Origin of the sequence: Bacillus sp. SRB_8 (assembly GCF_003264205.1) — a bacterium.
GTDB lineage: Bacteria > Bacillota > Bacilli > Bacillales > Bacillaceae_G > Bacillus_A > Bacillus_A mycoides.
In genome coordinates this window covers 1-20,846 of record NZ_NADT01000051.1, presented here as the reverse complement: position 1 = coordinate 20,846, position 20,846 = coordinate 1, and the positions used below count along the sequence as shown (strand labels likewise).

The window sequence follows — 20,846 nt, the reverse complement described above, 5'->3', positions numbered from 1 at the left end:
AATCTCGTTTAAAAAGGAACTGCTTCATCAGGAATACCTGATTGAAAGTCTTCCTCTTTGTTCTCTTTTCTTCGCCCAATCTCAAAGGCAGGAGAAGCCTTCTCCCAATCCTTGCGGATATCATCTTCGGAAGGGTGGACGTATAAGTTCATTGTTGTCTGTATTTGTGCATGACCTAGGCGCTCTTGCACCATCTTAATGTTTTTCGTTTGAAGGTAATAAATCGTTCCGTGAGTGTGTCGGAACATATGCGGAGTAATATGTATGCCTGTTCTCTTCTCAACCTCTTTGAAGGTCGCATAGACATCAGAATAGGTAAGGGGCTTCCCGGCATTCTTCCCCCAAATTTTCACAAACACAAAGTTATGGTCTGGATTATATTCATCAAGCACTTCGTACAAATAATCGTCGTATAAATCCATGAGTCCTTGAGAGATATCTATTCTTCTCTCTCCGGTCTTCAATTTACCTCCGTTTGGTAGTTCCCCTCTATCTATCAGTTGGATTTTGTGTTTTCTTTGTTTGACATCAAATTGAAAGTCTTCGAGAAACAGGGAGAGAACCTCTCCAATACGCAATCCACTTTCAAAAAGCAACCGCACCAGAAATTTATCCCTAATGTTCGTTGTAGATTGATAGATTAAATTAATTTGTTCTTTTGTAAATACTCTTACTCTTTCTCTCGGTTCATCTAATTTAAGGACGTTTTTAGATATTGGTTTCCCTTCATTTACGTGATGTAAGAAACCCTTGTACCCATTTCCACCAGCGCCAATGAACATCTTCTTCATAAGCTTTTCCACAAGATCTGAGTCAACTAAATCATTTCGGTATAGGTAATCATAAAAGGATGTCACGACCGTAAGGTAATTGTTTACTGTGCTTTCCCTGCGTTTAGCTTTTGTTGTTTTATGAGGTACAACATTATTGTTTTCGTAAGGGTTTCTAAGCCAAACAACAAAGTTAGATAGTCTCTGAAAGTTGATTTCTTGATAACCAATCTTTACTTGTTCCAGATATGTAAAGTAATGTTTTAAAGCCGTACAGTAAGTCTTTAAAGTATTGCTGCTACTCTCCCTGTTATGAAGGTATTTCATATACTTTGCAACAGGTTCAACAGGTAACCCATTTGTGTCCAGTAGAAGGTAGGCTTTTGTATTGTCAACAGATATCTCTTCCACTCTCATAAGAATACTCTCCCGTTAATCATTATTTTTAATAGTAGTTCTACCCATAGAGCCTACCGTCATTGTTGTTTTTAAGGTCCTCGCACCGAGGCTCTGTCCTCCTCCCAAAACCAAACAAACATTTCTAATTATATATCCATATTATACTCATTAAACCGAATATTCAATCTTCATTTATTTCATTCGTTATGTAAATAAAAAAGGATAATCAGCCCTCATAATGGACTAACTATCCTACACATTATTACCTTAATTTAATATATAGGGTTCTTTTATATTCACTAATTTATTGGGGATTTTATATAATAGAAGAAATAATAAATTTTAAAGGGGAAGGTGAACGTTTATGTTTGTAGAAGATAGGGTCGTTGATTCAAATATAGAAAACAATGCTAAGTTGTGGCGTTTTATGGATTTTACTAAATTAGTTAGTATATTATCCACCAATTCATTATATTTTCGTAGATCGGATAAATTTAAAGATGTATTTGAAGGGCGTATATTCGGTTTAGAAGAAAATCATAGACGTTTAGAGAGCATGGAAATTAGCGGGGATAGAGATGAAGTAATAAAAAGAAGTGAAAGTTATTTGAAAGATACACTTGAGTTATCGGATTAAGAAAGAGAACATGTTTTTATAAATTGTTGGCACTTGAATGAATATGAATCTGCTGCAATGTGGGATTTATATGCTGAGAGTGGTCAAGGGGTAGCCATTCAAACTACTTTTGGAAGAATGAAACAGAGCTTATTGAATTGTGAGAAGGATATACATATCGGAAAAGTGAAATACATAGACCATAAATTGGAAAGGAATTTTCATGGAGATACGCTTCGTCCATTCTATACAAAGAGACTATCATTTAAACACGAGGAAGAGGTTAGGTTAGTCTATGAAGCTCTTGATGATAGAGAAATCTCATTGGATATATTAAAATATCGTAATGTTTTTGGAGTAAAGATGAAAGTGAATCTTTTTGAGTTAATTGAACGTGTTTATGTTTCTCCTGATGCAGAACCTTGGTTTGTAGATATAGTGAAAGTGATACTTGAAAAATTCAATATAGATGTAGAGGTTATTCATTCAGATTTGTATGAAATAAATTAGAGTATCCATATGGGAAATTATTATCTATTTAGAAATAAAAGGAGCAAATTAATTTGCTCCTTTTTCACTTGAATTCTACATGGAATTTAGTGTCAATGATTCCAAAAGCAACTTTACACGGAAATGGGTTTTTTCCTCTTGAAGCAGCATGCATACAAGAAATTACCCAATATTCCAGTTCTAAAGGTAAGCGGTATATTTGAATGCTACCATCATCGTTTTTTATTGATACGATCGGTGCATTTACCCTAGTTGTAGCGAAACCGTCCGTTGTTATCATTCCTACCGCATCATTAATATGAAAACCAGCGTTAAAAACATCATAAATCATTCCGTTTTTTTCATTAATAATCATAGGTATATTTAAATGGGGATAGTTATTTATATCGTTATGAATAACCGTTCTTGCTGTATTCCTTCTTAGCTGATTCCCTTGCATTTTATACACTCCTTTATAACAATTCAAACCTGAACACTTAAATCTATTCTATTTTACGTCTATTATATTAGAAAATCGTAGTGTTATCTTATTATAAAAAGCATCGGTACATATAACAGCACTGTTTTGCTGGTCAATACCAACTACAGTCATATAGCTAGAGAGTAAATAACCATCTTCGTAATATGTAATTAGTATTTCTTCTTCAGATAATAAGGAACATAACAACATGTTCTCGATCAGTTCTTTTTCTTCAGCGGTTAAGATCGGCCGAGTTACTTTGTTTTTCTCCTTGATGATTTCACGAATACCAACAAACTGTTCAGGCATTGCTGCAAACGGAGTGAATTTCACCATTCCTCTTCCTTTTGGCATATTAGCGTTAATCATGATTTGTGTCCTCCAATTAGTGTATTTCTGTGTCTAGCTGTAGCGCTATGCGTGTAGGAAATCCCTCGTAAAATACTGTTCCTCCCAAACTTTGTGCGTATTTCATCCATTACTTTTGTTAACTTCACTTCTTGTTCTCGTTTCGTGACATTATCAAAAAGAGAAATTTGTTCTTCCCCTTCTTGAATTAGGTTTGTTAAGGATATGTTTATGCTGCGAATGGGTTCGCCAGTATATTGTTGATGTAAAAAGTATGTACAGATATGATAAATATCCATCGTTAGATTTGTTGGGCGGTTTAAAGTATGTGTTTTTCTAATGCCACCTGTATAACTCTTGCTATAACCGACAGAAAAATGAACGGTTTGGGCAAGTTTGTTTTGTCTTCTAAGTCGATAATAAACTTCTTCTATATGCTCCAGTAGAATAATCGGAAATTCTTCTATTGTGTAGTCACGCATTAAAATTTGGCTTTTCCCAATAGAAGTTGTGGCTGGAACATATTTTTCTGAAATGCGACTAAAGTCGATTCCGTGGCTATGTAAGTGTAATTCTTCTCCAATCTTGCCGAAACTCTGTTTTAAGTATTTAAGGGGATAATTCGCTAAATCTCCAATAGAGTATATTCCCTTTCTATTTAACTTTTCTTCTGTTTTATATGATATGCCCCAAAATTTATTAAGGGGTCGTATGCTCCATAGTTTTGCAGGTACATCCTCGTACTTCCAAAATGCAATCCCGTCTTTGTTCTTCTTAGCAACAATGTCTAAAGCAATCTTACTCATGAGTGGGTTAGGAGCAATTCCGATAGTACATTCAACTCGTGTATGATTGTATATTTCCCGTTTAAATTTCATAGCGAATTCGTATGGATCTGGGGCGAATAAATGGATGCTATCTGTAATGTCCATAAAAAATTCGTCTATGCTGTATTGGTGAAAATCTTCAATAGGAACGTATTGTAGAGCTAATTTCGTTATGTAATTTGAGCATTTTATATAAGTTCCCATGATTGGGTTTACCACAAGAATGTCTTTACGCCGTGGTATTTCGTACAACCTTGCCATTTTCTTAACACCTAATGCCTTTAATGGTGGTGTTGCAGCCAAAACAATAGAGCCATTTCTGTTCACATCTCCTACTACAGCTAATTTGGTATGTAGTGGGTCTAATCCCATCTTGATGCAACTAACTGAAGCATAAAAGCTTCGAAGATCTACACATAAAACAATTCGATTCGGCAAAATTGAGTAGTCATACACCTTTACGCCTCCTTAACAACAAGAACATCTGTTCTTATTATACACGAATGTACGTTCTCTTATGAAGGGGTTTTTATAAAAAAATAAAACTGACTCTAGTTAGCCAGTTTTTACATATCCCAAAAGTCGGTAGATTTAACGTTTGGTTTTATTTGCCTAATAACTTTTAAAATCTTTTTCATTACAGTTGGACTAGGTATGTATTCTTTATCATTGCACGCCTTTGAAACTGTAGGACGACTTAATTTCGCGGTCTTTTCTAAATCATTTTGGGTGAAGCCATTCTGATCTAAAAAATCACCTAATTTCGTTCGATTTTTCCCTCCGAATTTCCAAAACACTTAAATCCCTCCTGAACCTATTTTCAACATTGTGGACATAAATGTAAAAAACTATTCGCATAGACGGCAAAAGTTTTTTACATAATGTACAAGCTGTCCACAATATGATGTATCAAAGCAGCTACCACGGTATTTATTAAGGTAGAAGAATACGAGGTTACCAAAGTAAGTTGCGAATGATTACCACAGTATTTATCAAGATTTCTACCAAGGTAAAACTACCACGGTATTAAGTAGATGAAGCTATGTAATATCTACATTCTAAATTCTGTTTATAAAGGGGGCATTTAAATGCGTGCTAGGAAAGAAACAATTCCTTTTCGCAAGTTTATGGATCGGTCATACAAAGATAAAGAAAAGAAAATTCGTAAATACAATTCATTAAGTCCTTTCGCATTCCTTCATATGTCGGATCAGGTATTACATACTTACATTGCATTAGGAGTTATGGGAACGATTTTAATCGGAGCAGTTATGTTAGAACAATACTTGGTGCGACATGACTATATATCAGCAGCTAAATTTGTAAGTGAAGGTATTTATCACGGAACGCGAATTGGTGGAGTTTGTTTGATTGGATATGTATTTGTTCGTATCGTAATCATGTTTTAAGGAGGGAAGAGAGTAATGGGGATTATAAAGGAGTGGGTTCGTACGCAAAGGTTAAGGAATCAGCTTATGGAGGTGTTCGGAAAAGCAGGTTTATATACGGAACATCAAACGCGTGGGGGAAAAGTGCCTATTTATCCAAAGGTACATAATGTTTCTTCTTCAGCAGAAAGCGTGAGGTATGTTTTTACCATACCAAACGGATTAGATCCACAGAAGATTGAAAAGAAGTGGTTTTGTTTTCAGCAAATATTAGGACCGAATATTACGATTGAAGGGGATGTGAAAAAGTTTGTACTACATGTATTCCGTTCAGATGCTGGATTAAAACCATACAATTACTGTTATAAAGAATGGCAGCCCTTATTAAAAGGGTACCGTCTTCCTGTTGTGGTTGGCCGGGATCAATTTGGAAAAACGATTACGTACGATATGGTTGATTCCAATACACCACACTTATTAATAGCAGGGGAAACGGGAAGCGGGAAAAGTAGTATGGTACGTGTTGTACTATCCACACTCATTCAATATATGTCTCCTGATACGTTGCATTTGTATCTTGGAGATTTAAAAAACTCTGAATTTCATTTCTTGCGAAGAGTGAAGCATGTAAAAGAAGTTTGTATGGAAGAAATTGAAATGAAAATAATGCTTCAAAAGGTGTGGAAGGTAATTAGAGAACGAAGAAAACTTATGGAAGAATATGAGGTTGATCATATTGATGCGTACAACAAATTAAATCCTGATCATCAAAAACCATATATTCTACTTGCTATCGATGAAGTGGCTATGCTTAAAGATGAAAAAGAGTGTATGACTACAATTGAAAAGATTTCAGCAGTCGGTCGATCACTTGGAGTTTTTCTTATGCTTAGTATGCAGCGGCCAGATGCGAAAGTGTTAGATGGTAAGTTAAAACTAAATATGACCGTTAGAATCGGCTTTAAATGTGATAGTGCAATTAATAGTAATATTATGGGCACTCCTGGTTCAGAGCATTTAGAGCAATCTGGCCAAATGATTTTGAAACGAAATGGATTAAAGAAAGTGCAAGCTCCTTATTTGGAATTAAGTAAGGCGAAACAAATTGTTGAACCATATCGCATGCCTAAAGAGGAGAAAATACTCCAGAATTCATCGCAAGAAGAAATTCCGTTATTTGGGGTGTTAGATGATGAAGAGTAGAGATAAAGGAATTTTGAATGATTTGAATCGATTTAGATGCATGTCCCGTGACGATATTATTGACTTGCATTTTCAAGGCTTAAAGAATGCGGTAACTTGCTGTAATACGGTTATGAAACGATTAAGAAGAGATGGCCATGTTGATGCTAACGTATTGCAGCACCCATACATTTATTTTCCGCAGCCAAGTTCTATCAGAAAGACAAGTCAAAAAACCCCTCATTTCCTTGGCATTGTGGACGTATACAAACAACTTGTCTATTACGAAAATCCTAAACTATTCAAAGTGGAACCAAAGTATGGTAAAGCATTTATGGAACCAGATGTCTTTACCATATGGCGTAAATCCCCATTTTTTATTGAAGTTCAAAATTCGGTTTATAGTAAAAAGATAATGCAAGAAAAGATAAACAGATATGAGTTATACTTTCATAGCCAAGAATGGCACAATGAATCTTGGCAACCTAAAGGTTCTAAATTCTTTCCTTCAATTCTTATAATCACTGACAAACATTACGACATTCATTCTCCTCATTTGCGTATATTCCAGGCGAATTCTATAAAAAATTTTATGAACAATTTAACAATGAAATCATAAAGAAAGCCTGCATAATGCAGAGCTTTTTTCTTTTCGATAATGTATTAAACCGTGTGTGATGCTGATTGTTAGAAGGCGTTAATGAGGGGAGTAAATTTGAAACAAACCATGGAATAGTAAAAAACATGAAGAAGAAAATAATCCTTCAAATGATTTTCAATGGTTAAGCGAATATTTCATTGTACAGCGCCTAAGGGGATAGTATCTCATTTGTAAATATTTATGTAGGTGATTTTATTATCTTACGAAAATGTAATGTGGACGTCATGTTTTTGAATTTCTCTTCAAACGAAAACAGATTAAGATATACAGTATAATAGAGAATCAAAAAGGTCAACAACATGAAAAGATATATTGCACTTTTTAGTATTTTAGTTGTATTTGCAAGCTTATTAGTTGGTTGTGATCTCAACCGTATGGATAAAGATGAATATTACGTTCAAATTACAATGGATGGAAAAGAGGGAGTTTTAAAATCTATTGATGGCGAAGTGATAGGAAAGGAGTATGAATATACATTATCGGGTTTTGATAAGGAAGGTAAAGAAAAGGAGTTAGAATTTACTGTGCAAAAGAATCTTCGTAAAGAAGCATTCCTACGTGTATATCACTCAGATAAAAAAGGTGTAACAGCTTGGGAAGAAGTGCAGAAAGACGAGCTTCCTACGAAAGTGGAAGGAAAATTAGGTGTGAAATAATCAGTTATTTGTGATGGTAGATTCTCCTACGTGGAGGGTTCGCCGTTTTTTCTTATATTTTATCTCTTAGTTTTCTATATAAAGTATATTAAAAAGATAGGGTAAATCTTCTTCTAAAATGATACCTCCAAAATTAATAACTTGTACGATAACCTCTCAATTATCACTAAATCCATTCATATCAACAAGTTGTCCCACATATTCGTTTGTACCAATACCTTTTTAATGTAAGCATAAAAAATGCCCTTTATCTTATCTTTATCTTATCTTTACCTTATCTTTAAATTTTTATATTAAACTTTAAACCTTAAAGTATTAATGTTTAAGTCTAAAAAGGAGCGGGAGATAGATGTTAATTACATATTTTGTAAATGACCAATTACCTTTGAAAAATAGAATTTCTTATACGAGGAGGAATATATGAAGAATACGAGTAAAATACGAATTATTATATTATTCTTTATTAGTATTTTAGGTTTAGGAACAATGCTTGGAATACTATACCTTAATCATAAAACCAATATTCAACAAAATAAAGCGCTTGCGACCGAAAAACGTGTTTTGCAATATGAGCTCACCTTGAAAAAAGAATTAGAAAAATATAATTTAGGAGAGAAAACAGCAGTTTTATTAGGAATTATGTACCAAGAGAGTAGAGGTGAGGGAAACGACCCTATGCAGTCTTCTGAATCACTGGGATTAAAGCCAAATGAAATTCAAGAGACAAGCTTGAGCATTAAACAAGGGGTAAAACACTTTGCTCAAATGTACAAATATGGAACGGAAAAAGATGTTAGCATGGAGACAATTATTCAAAGCTATAATATGGGACCAGGGTATATTGATTTTATTGCCAGTCAAGAAGTTAAACAACACTCGGAAGATTCGGCTAAAAAGTTTTCTAAGATGAAGGTTGATCAAAATCCAGCGATGTACACTTGTGGTGGAAATAAAAATAATTTTAGGTATCCATATTGTTATGGTGATTTCACATATGCCACAAAGGTAAATAAAAAAACAAAACTTATCGAAGAACTTCTTCGAAATGTACATAACTCTTCTAAATAAGTCGCAGAATGAAATATAATGATTCCGTCAGCTCTTAACAATAATATCTAAGAAAAAAACTACTTTTTTCTTAATTCACATAATTTTCAAAATTAAAATCTACGGATGTTAATATTTGTTATATAATGTATTTGTCAAAGCATTACCCCTGTAGTTTCTATGATGAATCTGTAAGATAGTTTGTTTGCCCCGTATATTCATCTTAAACTAAAAAGAACTTGTAGAGATTCCTACAAGTTCTTTTTGTTTTAAGGGCTATATGTGGATTTAAAATATGATTACAATTTTTTGAGGGGGGAAAAGTACATGTTTGTAAAAGCAGATAGATTATTAATACGAAAATTTGAGTTCAGAGATTGGCAAGCTGTCCATGAGTATACATCAGATATCAATGTTATGAAATACATACCAGAAGGGGTTTTTACTGAAGAAGATACAAGGAACTTTGTGAATGAAAACATCGGTAAAAACGATAAGAATTTTCCTGTGGTATTAATAGATGAAGATATCCTGATTGGTCATATAGTTTTTCATAAATATTTTGGTGAGCATACTTATGAGATTGGTTGGGTGTTCAATCCCAAATACTTCAATAAAGGATATGCTTCTGAAGCGGCACAAGCTACATTGAAATATGGCTTTAAGGAAATGAAATTACATAGGATTATTGCTACATGTCAGCCACAAAATATCCCATCTTATCGAGTGATGGAGAAGATTGGAATGAGAAGAGAAGGCTATTTTAGGAAGTGTATACCACATGGGAATGAATGGTGGGATGAATATTATTACGCTATTTTAGAAGAAGAGTAGTGTCTCAGAACGCATTATTTAAATTGAAACTCCTATCTCTAAAGAGGCAAGTTGACTAACGTTAGTAGGAGTCTTGTTACCAAAGGCGAAGTTCATTTCTGCTATCGCTGACATGCAAGACCGTGGTGTCCCATTACCACTCTCGTGATTGACTCTATGGATTCTCAAAATATAGAATATTATAAATATATTATGTTAAAATGTGTATAACTATAAATTATTAAATAAATTGGAGAATACTAGAATGAAAGTACAATTACTAAGAATAGGGATATTGGCTTGCTTCATGATATTTTGTTGGTCCTATGAAGATGTCTCTGCTGCATCTACGTGTGAGCCATATGGTGAAATTAAGCCGAACCAAAATCCCTCTCGTCAGCACATAAATTGCCTACTAACGAACGCAGCATTAAAAGAAAATGTTCCTCCTGAAGTTGTAAAAGCTGTAGCTACACAAGAAAGTGGATGGAAACAATTTGATGGAAACGGCCAACCAATCATAGCACAAGATGGTGGAATTGGGATTATACAAATTACCAATCAACCTCAGTTCGATCAACAAAAGTTAAAATATGATATTAATTATAATATTGAAGCAGGTGTTAAAGTTCTTCGTAGCATGTATCAGCGAACAGATATACCTAAGGTAACAGCTGCTGGACCAGAAGTAATCGAAAACTGGTACTTCTCCGTTATGGCTTATAATGGAACAAAACCTGCAAACAGTCCTTTGTATAAAGCTACCGGTCAAAAAAATTTAAATGCTTACCAAGAAAAAGTGTTTTCTATTCTAGAACAATACAGTTTTTTAAATGATACAAAATTGGGGCAGTTTCCTTTCAGTACAGCTGATTTCGAATATGATCCTAACACGAGCACAAATATTGTATTTAAAAAGAAGGCGTACATACTCACAAATCTACATTCTTCTATCTATTACCTAAAAACAGGTGATCAAGTACTTGTAACAAGAGATGGAGTAAATTTAAGATCTAAACCTACTTCCGCTTCAAGTGGGAAACCGTTAAGTAAAAATACGAACTTGATTATTCAAGGAAACGCTGCATATGATGAATCTGTAGATAGTAGCAATCAGTTTGTATGGTATCCAGCTAAAACTGCAGATCAAAAACTAGTAGGTTATATTTCTTCTGCATATATTATGAAAAAAGTATAATTTAACGAATTCCTCGAAAGAATTCTCCTTCCTCAAGCGCGTGAAGGGCGTAGCCCGGCGGTAGGTGGGAGATGAATTTCGGTTTGGCGTAGCTAAAAGGCTTTGCTTTTTATTTCGACTCTGATATAATCAGTCTTATAAAGTGTAAAGGTTGGTATATAAATGAAATTAGATAGCAATAATCATTCAGTGTTCTTGTTGTATTATCATCTTGTGTTGGTTGTAAAATACAGAAGAAATGTGTTTGATGATGATATGTCAGATTATGCAAAAGACATGTTTGTCAGGTTATCCGAGAATTACAACATAACACTGGTAGAGTGGAATCATGATGTTGACCATGTACATATCTTGTTCAAGGCACATCCGAATACAGAAATGACAAAATTCATTAATGCTTATAAAAGTGCAAGCTCTCGACTCATTAAAAGAGATTTTCCACAAGTAAAAAAGAAACTTTGGAAAGAGATGTTTTGGTCAAGAAGTTTTTGCTTACTAACTACTGGTGGTTCACCAATAGACGTGGTAATGAAGTATATTGAAAATCAAGGTGAAAAGTGAGGTGAAATGATATGACAAAGCATAATAAAGCATATAAATTTCGTTTGTATCCAACAGAAGAACAAGCATACCTTATGCGTAAAACCTTCGGTTGTGTACGTTTCGTTTATAACAGAATGTTAGCAGAACGTAAAGAAGCGTACGAAAAATACAAAGATGACAAGGAACAACTAAAGAAACAAAAGCTTCCAACTCCTGCGAAATACAAAGCAGAATTTGAGTGGTTAAAAGAAGTTGATTCATTAGCTTTGGCAAATGCTCAACTAAACTTGCAAACTGCCTATAAGAATTTCTTTAGTGGTCAAAATGACTTCCCAACATTCAAAAGTAAAAAAGACAGAAAGTCTTATACAACGAATGTAGTAAACGGAAATATTATGTTACTTACTGGTCATATCAAATTGCCAAAACTGAAAATGGTACGTATCAAACAGCATAGAGAGATACCACAAGATTATATGATCAAGTCATGTACGATTTCTATGACACCTACTGGTAAATACTATGTGTCCATCTTGACTGAACACGAAAAAGAGATTGTACAAAAAGAAGTAGAAACAGTTGTTGGATTAGACTTTGCGATGGATGGATTATATGTTAGTTCTGAGGGTGAGAAAGCCAATTATCCTAAGTTCTATCGTAAAATGTTAGACCGATTAGCAAAGGCACAACGAGTATTAGCAAGACGCAATAAAGGTTCTGAGCGTTGGAATAAACAACGTATTCGTGTAGCTAAGTTACATGAGAAAGTAGCTAACCAACGTAAGAATTTCCTTCATCATGAGTCTAAAGAGTTGGCTACTAATTTTGATGTTGTAGCTATTGAAGACCTAAACATGAAAGGAATGTCGCAAGCACTTCATTTTGGAAAAAGCGTCGCTGACAATAGTTGGGGAATGTTCACTTCTTTTTTAGCTTATAAACTATACGAACAAGGAAAACAACTTATGAAAATAGACAAATGGTTTCCTTCTACAAAAACATGTAGCAGTTGTGGAAATGTAAAAAATATGTCATTGTCTGAACGAGTATATTCTTGTATATGCGGTGTAAATCTCGATAGAGATTATAACGCATCTATCAATATCAAAAATGAAGCAATACGCCTATTAGCGTTAGCATAAATAGTAATAAAATAACCTTTGGAACAAGGGAGTTAGCTCGGCTGTCTTAGGACGAATTCGTTAGCTATCAAAAGTAACGACTAACCGAGAAGCCCCCACTTCAAACAGTCCGTTAGGACGTTAAGTGGCGGGTAGTTCACGGATGGTAATTTATTTGGTGCAGAATATGTTGGTCAAGATAAGGAAATGTATTCAGTTATTCCTGTTGGATGGGATGTAAACAATAATCGTTGGGATGAGGAGAAAAACGTAGGCGTGCGATCTAGTGAGAGTAAGTCAAACAATCACAAGTCTCAAAGGAACGAAGGCAAGAATGTTGAAGCCAATGATAAGCCCGCATCTAGTACAGCAGGTGTAAAGGCAAATAAAAAGCCCGAAGAAGTTACTACCAACCATAAACCTAATAATAACGAAGTTGAACAACAACGTAAGGAAGTAGAAGAATATAAGCCGAGTGATGCAGACATGGAACGCATTAAACGACAAGAAGACCGTTGGAATACGCCATCAGGTGGTGTTGGTGCTACATGGCAAGAAGAAATGGAAGAGATGAAAAAACAAAAATAAAATAATGTATATACCTATTATCCGGATTAAGTGAATTTAAAGCGGGAAATTTATTTGATTTACTAACTCTTAATAAGAGTGGAAGATTATCACAAGGTAAAGTAATTGTTGCTTTAAAATACGTGGTGATAATTTATAACAAAGTCTGATGATTAATAGAAATACTTGATAAAAACCCTTATTAATTTTTAAGTTAATAGGGATTTTTATCGATCTTATTTTCAAAAAATGCTCTTTAGACTTGCCTATAAATCAAATTTTATTCTTAACTAATACTACGGTTTAGAAATCATAAAAGTTAATTTATTTCTAAATTTAATTGGCTACAATTAAATTTCTTGTCTTATCGATATGATTAAGTAACATACTATACTCTTCTTCATACATAGCTAAACGTTGCGAAAGAGAGTGATTCTCTGCTTCTAAATATTCAATTTGATTTTGTAAAGTTGTCAATTCATCCATTTCTTTATAATTTTGTAGAAATGAAATAATGTCATCTAATGTAATAGATAAAGAGTTTGTTTCTTTTTTTTGTTGGGAGGGAGAAATGTTATTTTCCACCTTTCGATTTTGTTTTGCCTGTTGTATTTCTTCTTCGTATTGTTTTCGCAAGTATGAGTTCCAACGAAATCCACAAGCAGCAGGAGTTCTGGCTAATGGTTTAGCCGCTTCTTTAAATGCAGCTAACTGTGTTCCGCCGTTACGAATATTTTGAAGCACTATTGTTGCGAGAAGTAAATCGTTATCGTTAGTCCAGGAATCTTGTCTTGAAATTACCACTTTTCCATCCCCCTTATATGCTTTTTATTATATATATGCAAGTACTTAATATGATAGAAGCTCAGCTTCCCTTAAAAAAATTAGAAGTAAGTTGATAGAAGTATGTATTATTTATAATGCAAAAATGCATATAAGGTTGACTGTTCACTCTAGATGTAACTATAATGGTTACAGATTTGTAACTGAATTAATAGATTTGATGGCATGAATTAGTTGTATTAGTGATGTATAAGCGAATATTAAAAAATGAATAGAGTTGAGAATATAACCCTACATTTAAGACGTTTGTATAAGAAAAGAAGTTAGGTAATATACATTTTTTTATAATTATATATAAATTAAAAGAGGTGCACATTTTGAAAATTTTTAAGGGAATTCTAGTTTCTTCAATTGCGTTAACAGCATTTAATGGGGTGGGCGGACTACTCCCAAGTGAAAAATCAGAAATTGCCTACGCAGCTAGTTACGATTATTCAAATAAGCAATTGAATTCTATTGTACATAAGCAAGTTACTAAACAATTAATTTTGAAATTTAAAAATGAAGCAAATTTGCCATATCAGGATGGGATAGAAAAATTCATTAAAGAAGAAAAACAAGACCCTGAATTAATTGGAATTTTAGCCGAATATCCAAATGTAACTATAAATCGACTTTTTAGTTCTTTAAATCCTAAAGAAATTAAAAATCTAGGTAAAGAAATAAAAGACTCTGATCATATTTCTTCTAATTTGCTAAACTATTATATTGTAGAAACCCAAGGTGATATTGATGTACAAGCATTGCTTGTAGAATTTGAGAAATCATCTCTTGTTGAAACGGCATATTTACAGGAAGAAGAAGCTCCACCTGAAGAGCGTTTATCCAATTTATCAGTTAATCCATATGATGAGCCTAGACTTACAAGGCAAGGTTACCTTGAACCAGCACCATTGGGAATCAATGCACCTTATGCCTGGAGTATAAAAGGTGGAGATGGAAAAGGAACAACTTTTGTAGATATGGAGTATGGCTGGTTATTTAGTCATGAAGATTTAGTGAATCAGAAGATCGAATTGATGTCCGGACAGAACAAGAGTGAACATCATGATCATGGTACCTCAGTCTTAGGAATTGTTTCTGCAGAAGATAATAACATAGGTGGAATTGGGATTGCACCAAAAGCTAAGGTAAAGGTTGTATCTCAGATTAGAGACAACGGTAGGTATAATACAGCTGATGCTATATTAAGTGCAGTTAACAATATGCAAGCTGGAGATATCCTTTTATTAGAAGCCCAAGCAACTTACGATGGATATGGAGATAAGAACTATCTTCCTGTAGAAGTAAAACCGGATATATTTGATGCAATTCGTATAGGAGCAAATAAGGGAATTATTATTATTGAAGCAGGTGCAAACGGCGGAAATGATTTGGATCAATTTAGAGACCGTAATGGTAAACAAGTTTTAAATCGTAATAGTCCTGATTTTAAAGATTCAGGGGCAATTATAGTTGGGGCAGCTTCTGCAAGGGTCCCTCATAAACGTTCATATTTCTCTAATTACGGTAGTAGAGTGGATGTTTATGGATGGGGAAATGCAGTAGACACAACAGATGCAAAACCAAGTGAATTTATGACAAATCTATATACATTTAGCTTTAGCGGAACGTCTAGTGCATCACCTATTATTGCTGGTGCTGCTGCATCAATTCAAGGAATTGCAAAAAATAGTCAGGGGAAAGTATATACACCGAGCCAGCTAAGGGATATTTTAAGTGATTCTAGTACTGGAACGAAATCTAATGATCCAACTTCTGATAAAATTGGTGTTTTACCTGACTTAAAAGCCATTTTATCTAAACTTGGTTTTTCACCAAACTTAAGTAATGATTCTTCCATTGTATTTCCTGAGGAACAAGAAATAAATAAAGGAAATGAAGGATCTACTATTACATTCCCAAAAGAGGATTCCGCTAATAGTGAAGGGAACTCTAGTTTCATTTTCCCAGAATAATTGTAGAGATATCTTTTATTTAGTATGAAAGACTTTTATATAAATAGTTGTTTATAATACTAGTCAGATAGGCTCTTATGTGTAATAGCATAAGAGCCTATCTGTTGTACTTTTAACCATATGAGGAGGAAAGTACTTCTGGATATATTTTTAGTGTAGTGAAGTGTCTTATATCTACATTTATATAATATTCAGTGTAGCCTCATTATAAATTTAGAAATGAACTATTTTTCAATTATATGCATAACGGCAATTGGTGGTAATAGTGAAGTCCAACCAACTGCATAAACGTTTAATTTTTTAACTAATTTGTAGTTTTCGCTATTTGAAATAGGTAATCCATTGTAATAGAAATTGCTGTATAGAGTGATGGAAACGAATATGTTTAAATAATTAGATAGAAAGAGGGGCTTATGTTAAGGATTACTTAAAGATAAGCCCTTTCTTTTTTTATTATTTCCTGACATTCATCCCAAAATTCTAAACGATGTGAAAGTAGGGGTAGTTCAAGATAATTTGTATTTAATTTTTGACAATTTTAATAAATTAATTTTTACTATCGTATGAATTAGGATAAATTATTAAAAGTTATGTTTATTACTTAACATTTTGTTTTACTTGATCTTTTAATTCATTAAGGGTCTTACCGCTAATATTGTCAGTAATAGTTTCATGTATTTCATTTTTCAATACAATTGTTTTACCTGCAATTTCTGCCTTGGAAGACATCTTACTTTCATTAATAGTTTCTATGTTTGTTTGAAGGTCAGCTTTGTTATTTTCATCAAAAGTAATTGCAAATGGTTCAATTGCTCCGTAGTAGTTTCCAAATAATTGATCTTTCTTTAAAAACATCATATATTTTTTATTAACTTTAGGTTCGATATATAAAGGATCCTTATTTTGAACCTCTTTAGTAGTTACCTTAGTAGCTTGTTTTGTAACTGTGCCATCTGGTGCAACAACTGCATTAGAATCTTCAAGCTTAACTGTTTCAGCAAAACGATGATTGATTTTTATTTGTTTATTTTCATTAACACCTTTAATTGTTTCGGAAATATTGAAATTATATAGATGTCCTTCAACATAATTTTCTGTATCCTCTTCCGATGGATTATTTGGATTACGTGCCATATTCCACTTAGAGTCAAGACCTCCATATTCACCAATTACAACTAGATCGGCTTCATTAATCATTTGATTTAAATCACTTGTAGCAGGGAAATCTTTACTGAGAATGACAGTTTCAGCATTCTTATCTTCGCCAGCAATATTGGAGAAGTGACTATTATATGCTGAATATCCTCCGAAACCAATCACTGCAGCTAAAGGAATTGCAATTACTAAATTTTTTGCTTTTTTATTTAACATTAAGAAATCATCTCCTTTTTCTGTTAATAGATTGCATTTACACCATTCTTATCGTCAGTTTGAGGAACATGCATAGTAGTACGATTACGATTGCTGTTCATAATTGAAGTGCCACTGTTGTGACCTATTCCTATTGCATGACCAAACTCATGTACTCCTGTACTTTTAGCAACATTAGATTTTGTAATATTTGTATTCCCTGCATTAATATCACCAGCGAATTTCGTTACTTTTTTAGTGGATGTATTATAAGTTGTGTTCATTCTTCCATAATAAGTAGAGGAACTTTCAAACCAAGAGTTTAATTTGTTCACAGAAGAAGAAGAAACTGTAAAGTTAATACGAGAAGCAGTGTACCAGGCTGAATCTGCAGCTTGCCAACCGGATTTAATGATACTGGAGCCATCGTCTAATCTGTCTCCCCACTTATATGTAGCTGATTTTGAAGGTAGCTTCCATCCTTCTTTTACATAAGCTTCTGAAACTCCAACGCTGGAAAAGACAAACACACTACCTAATAAAAATGCAGTAATCCCTTTTCTAAAATTCATATTATCCCTCCAAAGATTATTTTTAACAAGAGAATTATAGCATCATTATCTTGTTTTGGATTAATATTTTTTAAAAACTCAGAATATTTATGTTGAGAAAATGGTATAAAATATCTTTTAAGGAGACGTTATTATAATGTATAAACATAAAGTAATGAAATGGAGTCTATGTTTATTAATATTTACTTTTTTAATTATTATTGGTAAAACAATTTGGTCAAATACAGACATAGCAGAAGTGTCTAATGTTTCATCGAATTCTGAAACTATAGTTTTAAGTAAAACATTCAAAACTACAAATCATTTAAGTGAAATGGTGGAAGAAGCAGATGTAATTGTACTAGGTAAATATGACGGTTTACACTCTAAATGGAATATGGCAAACAATTCATCATATGAGATTCAAGGTGAAGATATCGAAGGCCATCTGTTTAATTTTCATGTCAAAGAAATCTTAAAAGGGGACTCTGTAGAGAATAAAATTTTAATAAATCATAGATACTCAGAAAGCCTCGTATTAGAGGAAAGTAATGAAGTTATTGATGACAATGGAATAATTCTGAAAGGTGCTACGAAATTGTTTACAAAAAAAGTGAAAAATATAGATCCATTGTATATAAAACCTAAATCTGGTGACACATATATAGTTTTTTTAAAAGAGAATAGTAAACTTGGACATTTTTATCCAGCTTTAGAACCTTTTATGATTCAGTTTGATTTAAGGGATATTGCGCAACTAAAAAGCAATTTAATAGATTGGGATAAAAATAAAAATAAATATAAATTTGAGGTAAAGGTTAAAGAGAAAACTTTTTATATTGAAAATGAAATAGATTCAACCATCAAAGATAATATTAGTGGAAAAAAATTAAAGGATATTAAGGATTTTGTGAAGAGGTCTTCAAAAATGAAATAACATTTTCACAGGCTATAAATCTACCCTGCATTAAAGGATAGAATTTGCGTAGATTTAAAATAATAAATTGCATTATGAAAAGAAAAGAGCTCAAAAAAAGAGTCTAATCTTTTTTTGAGTTTTCTTTTGCATTCTTTATGCAGAATATGAATTAAGAAGATGTCTTATTTGTTCAATAAAATAATGATGGTGTATATTATTTTTTCATACTCGACTAGCCATAATAGCTTCTTTCATTGAAGAAGAAAGGAAAGAAGCAAGTGACATAACATCTATATCATTTTTAATTTCATTTTTTTCGATTCCTTCTTTAATAAGAGATTACAGGCTACAAGTTGATAGAAAAGCCGAAAAACGCCAAAGGTAAGTATGTAGAAGGAGGAACGGAGGTCATTTACGTATATGAAAAGGTGGAAGAGCTGAATGTCCCAATGGATTAGAAAGACTCAGCTAATCCTAAGTAACCATTAAAGGATGAGGATCTGAAAAAAGAAAAGCCTATATTACGAAAATGTAATGTTAATGGATTTTGGTAGTAAGAAGATTAGGATATAATTTTTGTGAGAAGAAATATGAGGTGAATAATATGAAACGAATAATGCTTATGTTTAGTGTTTTTGTGATGTTTACTGTGTTTTTATCGGGGTGTAACTTAAATCGACTTGGTACAGATAAATATTATGTTCAAATTACTAAGAATGGCGAACAATTAAAAGAGAAAAATGTTAATGGTGATACGACTTACCAATATAAATTGTCTGGAATTGATAAGGACGGTAAGGAAAAAGAAATGGAGTTTACAGCATTAAAAAATCTTCGTAAAGAAGCATTTTTACTTATATATTACTCTGAGGAAAAAGGTGTGAAATCTTGGGAAGAGGTTAAGAAAGATGAACTCCCTACAAAAGTAAAAGAGAAATTAAAGGTGAATTAACATATAAAATACTGACAGTTATTGTCAGTGTTTTACAGGGATAAGCACGTAATTTTGAGGTGCTTAAGTACTAAGAAGGTTTAAATTTGTTTATGTAATTGTTGTAGATTAATGGATTTCGTAATGGTTATGATATAATAAAATTCAAGTATAATAAGGGGGATTAATTAAATGATTTTTCAAAGCATGATAACAGCTATTATAGAAAAATTACAAGAGACGGTGAATCCCTATTGGATAATTGTATTTGGATCAACGGCTGAGAACAGAGAACGGGAAGACAGTGATATTGATATAGCTTATTTAAGTGACACAACTTTAGGGAACTATGAACGTTTTTTATTAGCACAGGAGTTAGCTAACATTGTTCATAGAGATGTTGATTTAGTTGATTTATCTGAAGCTTCTACAGTTTTTCAAGCTCAGATTATACATACAGGAAAGACAATATTTTGTTCTGATGAAGAACGGAAAATCATTTTTGAAATGAAAACTTTAAAAATGTATTCAAAATTGAATGAGGAACGCAAGATAGTATTCGATGATATAAAGAAAAGAGGGTCTATATATGAAGAATGAGGTTATTTTAAATAAAATTTCCACAATAGAGCGCTGTATAAAAAGAATCCAAGATGTATATGGAAATGACCCTGAAAATTTGGAGGATTACACAAAGCAAGATTCAATAATATTGAATATACAAAGAGCTTGTGAAGCGAGTATTGATTTAGCAATGCATATTGTTGCTGGGAAAAAATTAGGACTACCCCAATCTAGTCGAGAGGCTTTTGATTTATTGGTTACAGCAGGATTACTTAGCGCAGAGCTAGCAAATAAGTTAAAGGCGATGGTGGGATTTCGTAATATTGCTGTTCATGATTATCAAAGTGTAAATTTAGATATTGTTCGTCAAATTATTGAAAAACATTTAACTGATTTTAAACTATTTACGAAAGAAGTTATGGGGATATTGGAATTTTAAGCGAAAGAACAGAATAATAGAGCTAAGAAAGTAAGCAATCCTGAGAGCCACGAATTAGCTATTGATAGTAATGTTAAGAAAACGCTATATACAATTTTATACCTTACAATTTCAAAACCAAAAAGCAATGAAACTTATATGTAGAATAAAAAAGGGATCTATTTAGTGGTCTTATCCCTGTCAAG

The 20,846-nt window shown here is 33.0% G+C and carries 25 protein-coding genes and 4 pseudogenes; 18 read left to right on the top strand and 11 right to left on the bottom strand.

Translation table 11 applies throughout. From position 1 onward, the window contains the following. Positions 1-8: 8 nt before the first annotated feature. Positions 9-1,187, bottom strand: coding sequence for a tyrosine-type recombinase/integrase (locus tag B5P40_RS28725; RefSeq protein WP_113710320.1), 1,179 nt, complete (start codon positions 1,185-1,187; stop codon positions 9-11). Between the two features lie 346 nt (positions 1,188-1,533). Between B5P40_RS28725 and B5P40_RS33850 the strand changes: the two genes are divergently transcribed. Further along, positions 1,534-1,806 (top strand): hypothetical protein, encoded by a 273-nt coding sequence (locus B5P40_RS33850; protein ID WP_242473768.1) that lies wholly within the window; start codon positions 1,534-1,536, stop codon positions 1,804-1,806. Positions 1,807-1,839: 33 nt separating this feature from the next. Next, on the top strand, positions 1,840-2,295 hold the full coding sequence (locus B5P40_RS33845; RefSeq protein ID WP_242473767.1) for a DUF2971 domain-containing protein: 456 nt from the start codon (positions 1,840-1,842) through the stop codon (positions 2,293-2,295). A 64-nt stretch (positions 2,296-2,359) separates the two neighbouring features. Here the strand turns inward: B5P40_RS33845 and B5P40_RS28715 are convergent, their stop codons facing one another. From B5P40_RS28715 to B5P40_RS28700, 4 genes are all read right to left on the bottom strand, one after another. Then, complete coding sequence (locus B5P40_RS28715) at positions 2,360-2,734, bottom strand: hypothetical protein (RefSeq protein ID WP_113710319.1); 375 nt, start codon at positions 2,732-2,734, stop codon at positions 2,360-2,362. A gap of 48 nt (positions 2,735-2,782) precedes the next feature. Beyond that, positions 2,783-3,124: a YolD-like family protein gene (locus B5P40_RS28710; protein WP_113710318.1), complete on the bottom strand. Its 342-nt coding sequence runs from the start codon at positions 3,122-3,124 to the stop codon at positions 2,783-2,785. After that, on the bottom strand, positions 3,121-4,386 hold the full coding sequence (locus B5P40_RS28705) for a Y-family DNA polymerase (RefSeq protein ID WP_113710317.1): 1,266 nt from the start codon (positions 4,384-4,386) through the stop codon (positions 3,121-3,123). Before B5P40_RS28705 ends, B5P40_RS28710 begins: the two co-directional genes overlap by 4 nt. 110 nt (positions 4,387-4,496) lie before the next feature. Beyond that, positions 4,497-4,727 carry a helix-turn-helix domain-containing protein gene (locus B5P40_RS28700; RefSeq protein WP_025149656.1) on the bottom strand — a complete coding sequence of 77 codons (231 nt, stop codon included), beginning with the start codon at positions 4,725-4,727 and terminating at the stop codon, positions 4,497-4,499. Positions 4,728-5,018: 291 nt separating this feature from the next. On the opposite strand from B5P40_RS28700, the gene B5P40_RS28695 reads away from it, so the two are divergent. From B5P40_RS28695 to B5P40_RS28680, 4 genes are all read left to right on the top strand, one after another. Beyond that, positions 5,019-5,339: a hypothetical protein gene (locus B5P40_RS28695; RefSeq protein WP_113710316.1), complete on the top strand. Its 321-nt coding sequence runs from the start codon at positions 5,019-5,021 to the stop codon at positions 5,337-5,339. Positions 5,340-5,354: 15 nt separating this feature from the next. Continuing rightward, complete coding sequence (locus B5P40_RS28690) at positions 5,355-6,521, top strand: FtsK/SpoIIIE domain-containing protein (protein ID WP_113710315.1); 1,167 nt, start codon at positions 5,355-5,357, stop codon at positions 6,519-6,521. A 22-nt stretch (positions 6,522-6,543) separates the two neighbouring features. Beyond that, positions 6,544-7,119 (top strand): replication-relaxation family protein, encoded by a 576-nt coding sequence (locus B5P40_RS28685; RefSeq protein ID WP_113710328.1) that lies wholly within the window; start codon positions 6,544-6,546, stop codon positions 7,117-7,119. 341 nt (positions 7,120-7,460) lie between these two features. Next, entirely contained in the window at positions 7,461-7,817 is a 357-nt protein-coding gene (locus B5P40_RS28680) for a YxeA family protein (RefSeq protein WP_113710314.1), read from the top strand. Between the two features lie 78 nt (positions 7,818-7,895). On the opposite strand, the pseudogene B5P40_RS33840 reads toward B5P40_RS28680, so the two are convergent. Next, positions 7,896-8,012: pseudogene (locus B5P40_RS33840) on the bottom strand (vancomycin resistance histidine kinase VanS); the annotation flags it as partial. Between the two features lie 225 nt (positions 8,013-8,237). Between B5P40_RS33840 and B5P40_RS28675 the strand changes: the two are divergent. The 6 genes and pseudogenes from B5P40_RS28675 to B5P40_RS28650 form a co-directional block, all read left to right on the top strand. Then, positions 8,238-8,885 carry a lysozyme family protein gene (locus B5P40_RS28675; RefSeq protein WP_085313257.1) on the top strand — a complete coding sequence of 216 codons (648 nt, stop codon included), beginning with the start codon at positions 8,238-8,240 and terminating at the stop codon, positions 8,883-8,885. Between the two features lie 306 nt (positions 8,886-9,191). Beyond that, positions 9,192-9,698: a GNAT family N-acetyltransferase gene (locus tag B5P40_RS28670; protein WP_113710313.1), complete on the top strand. Its 507-nt coding sequence runs from the start codon at positions 9,192-9,194 to the stop codon at positions 9,696-9,698. Between the two features lie 244 nt (positions 9,699-9,942). Further along, complete coding sequence (locus tag B5P40_RS28665; RefSeq protein WP_113710312.1) at positions 9,943-10,875, top strand: transglycosylase SLT domain-containing protein; 933 nt, start codon at positions 9,943-9,945, stop codon at positions 10,873-10,875. 162 nt (positions 10,876-11,037) lie between these two features. Continuing rightward, positions 11,038-11,436: an IS200/IS605 family transposase gene (gene tnpA, locus B5P40_RS28660; protein ID WP_044438563.1), complete on the top strand. Its 399-nt coding sequence runs from the start codon at positions 11,038-11,040 to the stop codon at positions 11,434-11,436. Between the two features lie 11 nt (positions 11,437-11,447). Further along, entirely contained in the window at positions 11,448-12,560 is a 1,113-nt protein-coding gene (locus B5P40_RS28655) for an RNA-guided endonuclease TnpB family protein (RefSeq protein WP_113710311.1), read from the top strand. 135 nt (positions 12,561-12,695) lie between these two features. Continuing rightward, positions 12,696-13,127 (top strand): annotated as a pseudogene (locus tag B5P40_RS28650) (hypothetical protein); the annotation flags it as partial. A gap of 315 nt (positions 13,128-13,442) precedes the next feature. Here B5P40_RS28650 and B5P40_RS28640 read toward each other — a convergent pair. Continuing rightward, positions 13,443-13,910, bottom strand: coding sequence for an RsfA family transcriptional regulator (locus B5P40_RS28640; protein ID WP_016119175.1), 468 nt, complete (start codon positions 13,908-13,910; stop codon positions 13,443-13,445). A gap of 356 nt (positions 13,911-14,266) precedes the next feature. Between B5P40_RS28640 and B5P40_RS28635 the strand changes: the two genes are divergently transcribed. Further along, a complete protein-coding gene (locus B5P40_RS28635; RefSeq protein WP_113710310.1) occupies positions 14,267-15,907 on the top strand; it encodes a S8 family peptidase in 1,641 nt (546 codons plus the stop codon). A 224-nt stretch (positions 15,908-16,131) separates the two neighbouring features. Here B5P40_RS28635 and B5P40_RS33835 read toward each other — a convergent pair. From B5P40_RS33835 to B5P40_RS28620, 3 genes and pseudogenes are all read right to left on the bottom strand, one after another. Further along, a pseudogene (locus B5P40_RS33835) lies at positions 16,132-16,245 on the bottom strand (DUF3221 domain-containing protein); the annotation flags it as partial. A gap of 259 nt (positions 16,246-16,504) precedes the next feature. After that, positions 16,505-17,278 (bottom strand): hypothetical protein, encoded by a 774-nt coding sequence (locus B5P40_RS28625; RefSeq protein ID WP_061674961.1) that lies wholly within the window; start codon positions 17,276-17,278, stop codon positions 16,505-16,507. Positions 17,279-17,301: 23 nt separating this feature from the next. Beyond that, a complete protein-coding gene (locus B5P40_RS28620; protein ID WP_001011319.1) occupies positions 17,302-17,829 on the bottom strand; it encodes a matrixin family metalloprotease in 528 nt (175 codons plus the stop codon). 136 nt (positions 17,830-17,965) lie between these two features. Here B5P40_RS28620 and B5P40_RS28615 point away from each other — a divergent pair, with 136 nt between their 5' ends. After that, on the top strand, positions 17,966-18,745 hold the full coding sequence (locus tag B5P40_RS28615; RefSeq protein ID WP_078177172.1) for a hypothetical protein: 780 nt from the start codon (positions 17,966-17,968) through the stop codon (positions 18,743-18,745). 135 nt (positions 18,746-18,880) lie between these two features. Here the strand turns inward: B5P40_RS28615 and B5P40_RS28610 are convergent. Further along, a pseudogene (locus B5P40_RS28610) lies at positions 18,881-19,066 on the bottom strand (TetR family transcriptional regulator C-terminal domain-containing protein); the annotation flags it as partial. 14 nt (positions 19,067-19,080) lie between these two features. Between B5P40_RS28610 and B5P40_RS34215 the strand changes: the two are divergent. The 4 genes from B5P40_RS34215 (at position 19,081) to hepT (ending at position 20,661) form a co-directional block, all read left to right on the top strand. Beyond that, complete coding sequence (locus B5P40_RS34215) at positions 19,081-19,185, top strand: hypothetical protein (protein WP_113710309.1); 105 nt, start codon at positions 19,081-19,083, stop codon at positions 19,183-19,185. 146 nt (positions 19,186-19,331) lie between these two features. Beyond that, positions 19,332-19,679 (top strand): YxeA family protein, encoded by a 348-nt coding sequence (locus B5P40_RS28600; protein ID WP_002193499.1) that lies wholly within the window; start codon positions 19,332-19,334, stop codon positions 19,677-19,679. Positions 19,680-19,850: 171 nt separating this feature from the next. Further along, positions 19,851-20,258, top strand: a complete 408-nt coding sequence (gene mntA, locus B5P40_RS28595; protein WP_000577221.1) for a type VII toxin-antitoxin system MntA family adenylyltransferase antitoxin — start codon at positions 19,851-19,853, stop codon at positions 20,256-20,258. Then, a complete protein-coding gene (gene hepT, locus B5P40_RS28590) occupies positions 20,248-20,661 on the top strand; it encodes a type VII toxin-antitoxin system HepT family RNase toxin (protein WP_000787545.1) in 414 nt (137 codons plus the stop codon). The genes mntA and hepT overlap by 11 nt, the downstream gene beginning before the upstream one ends. Positions 20,662-20,846 lie beyond the last annotated feature (185 nt).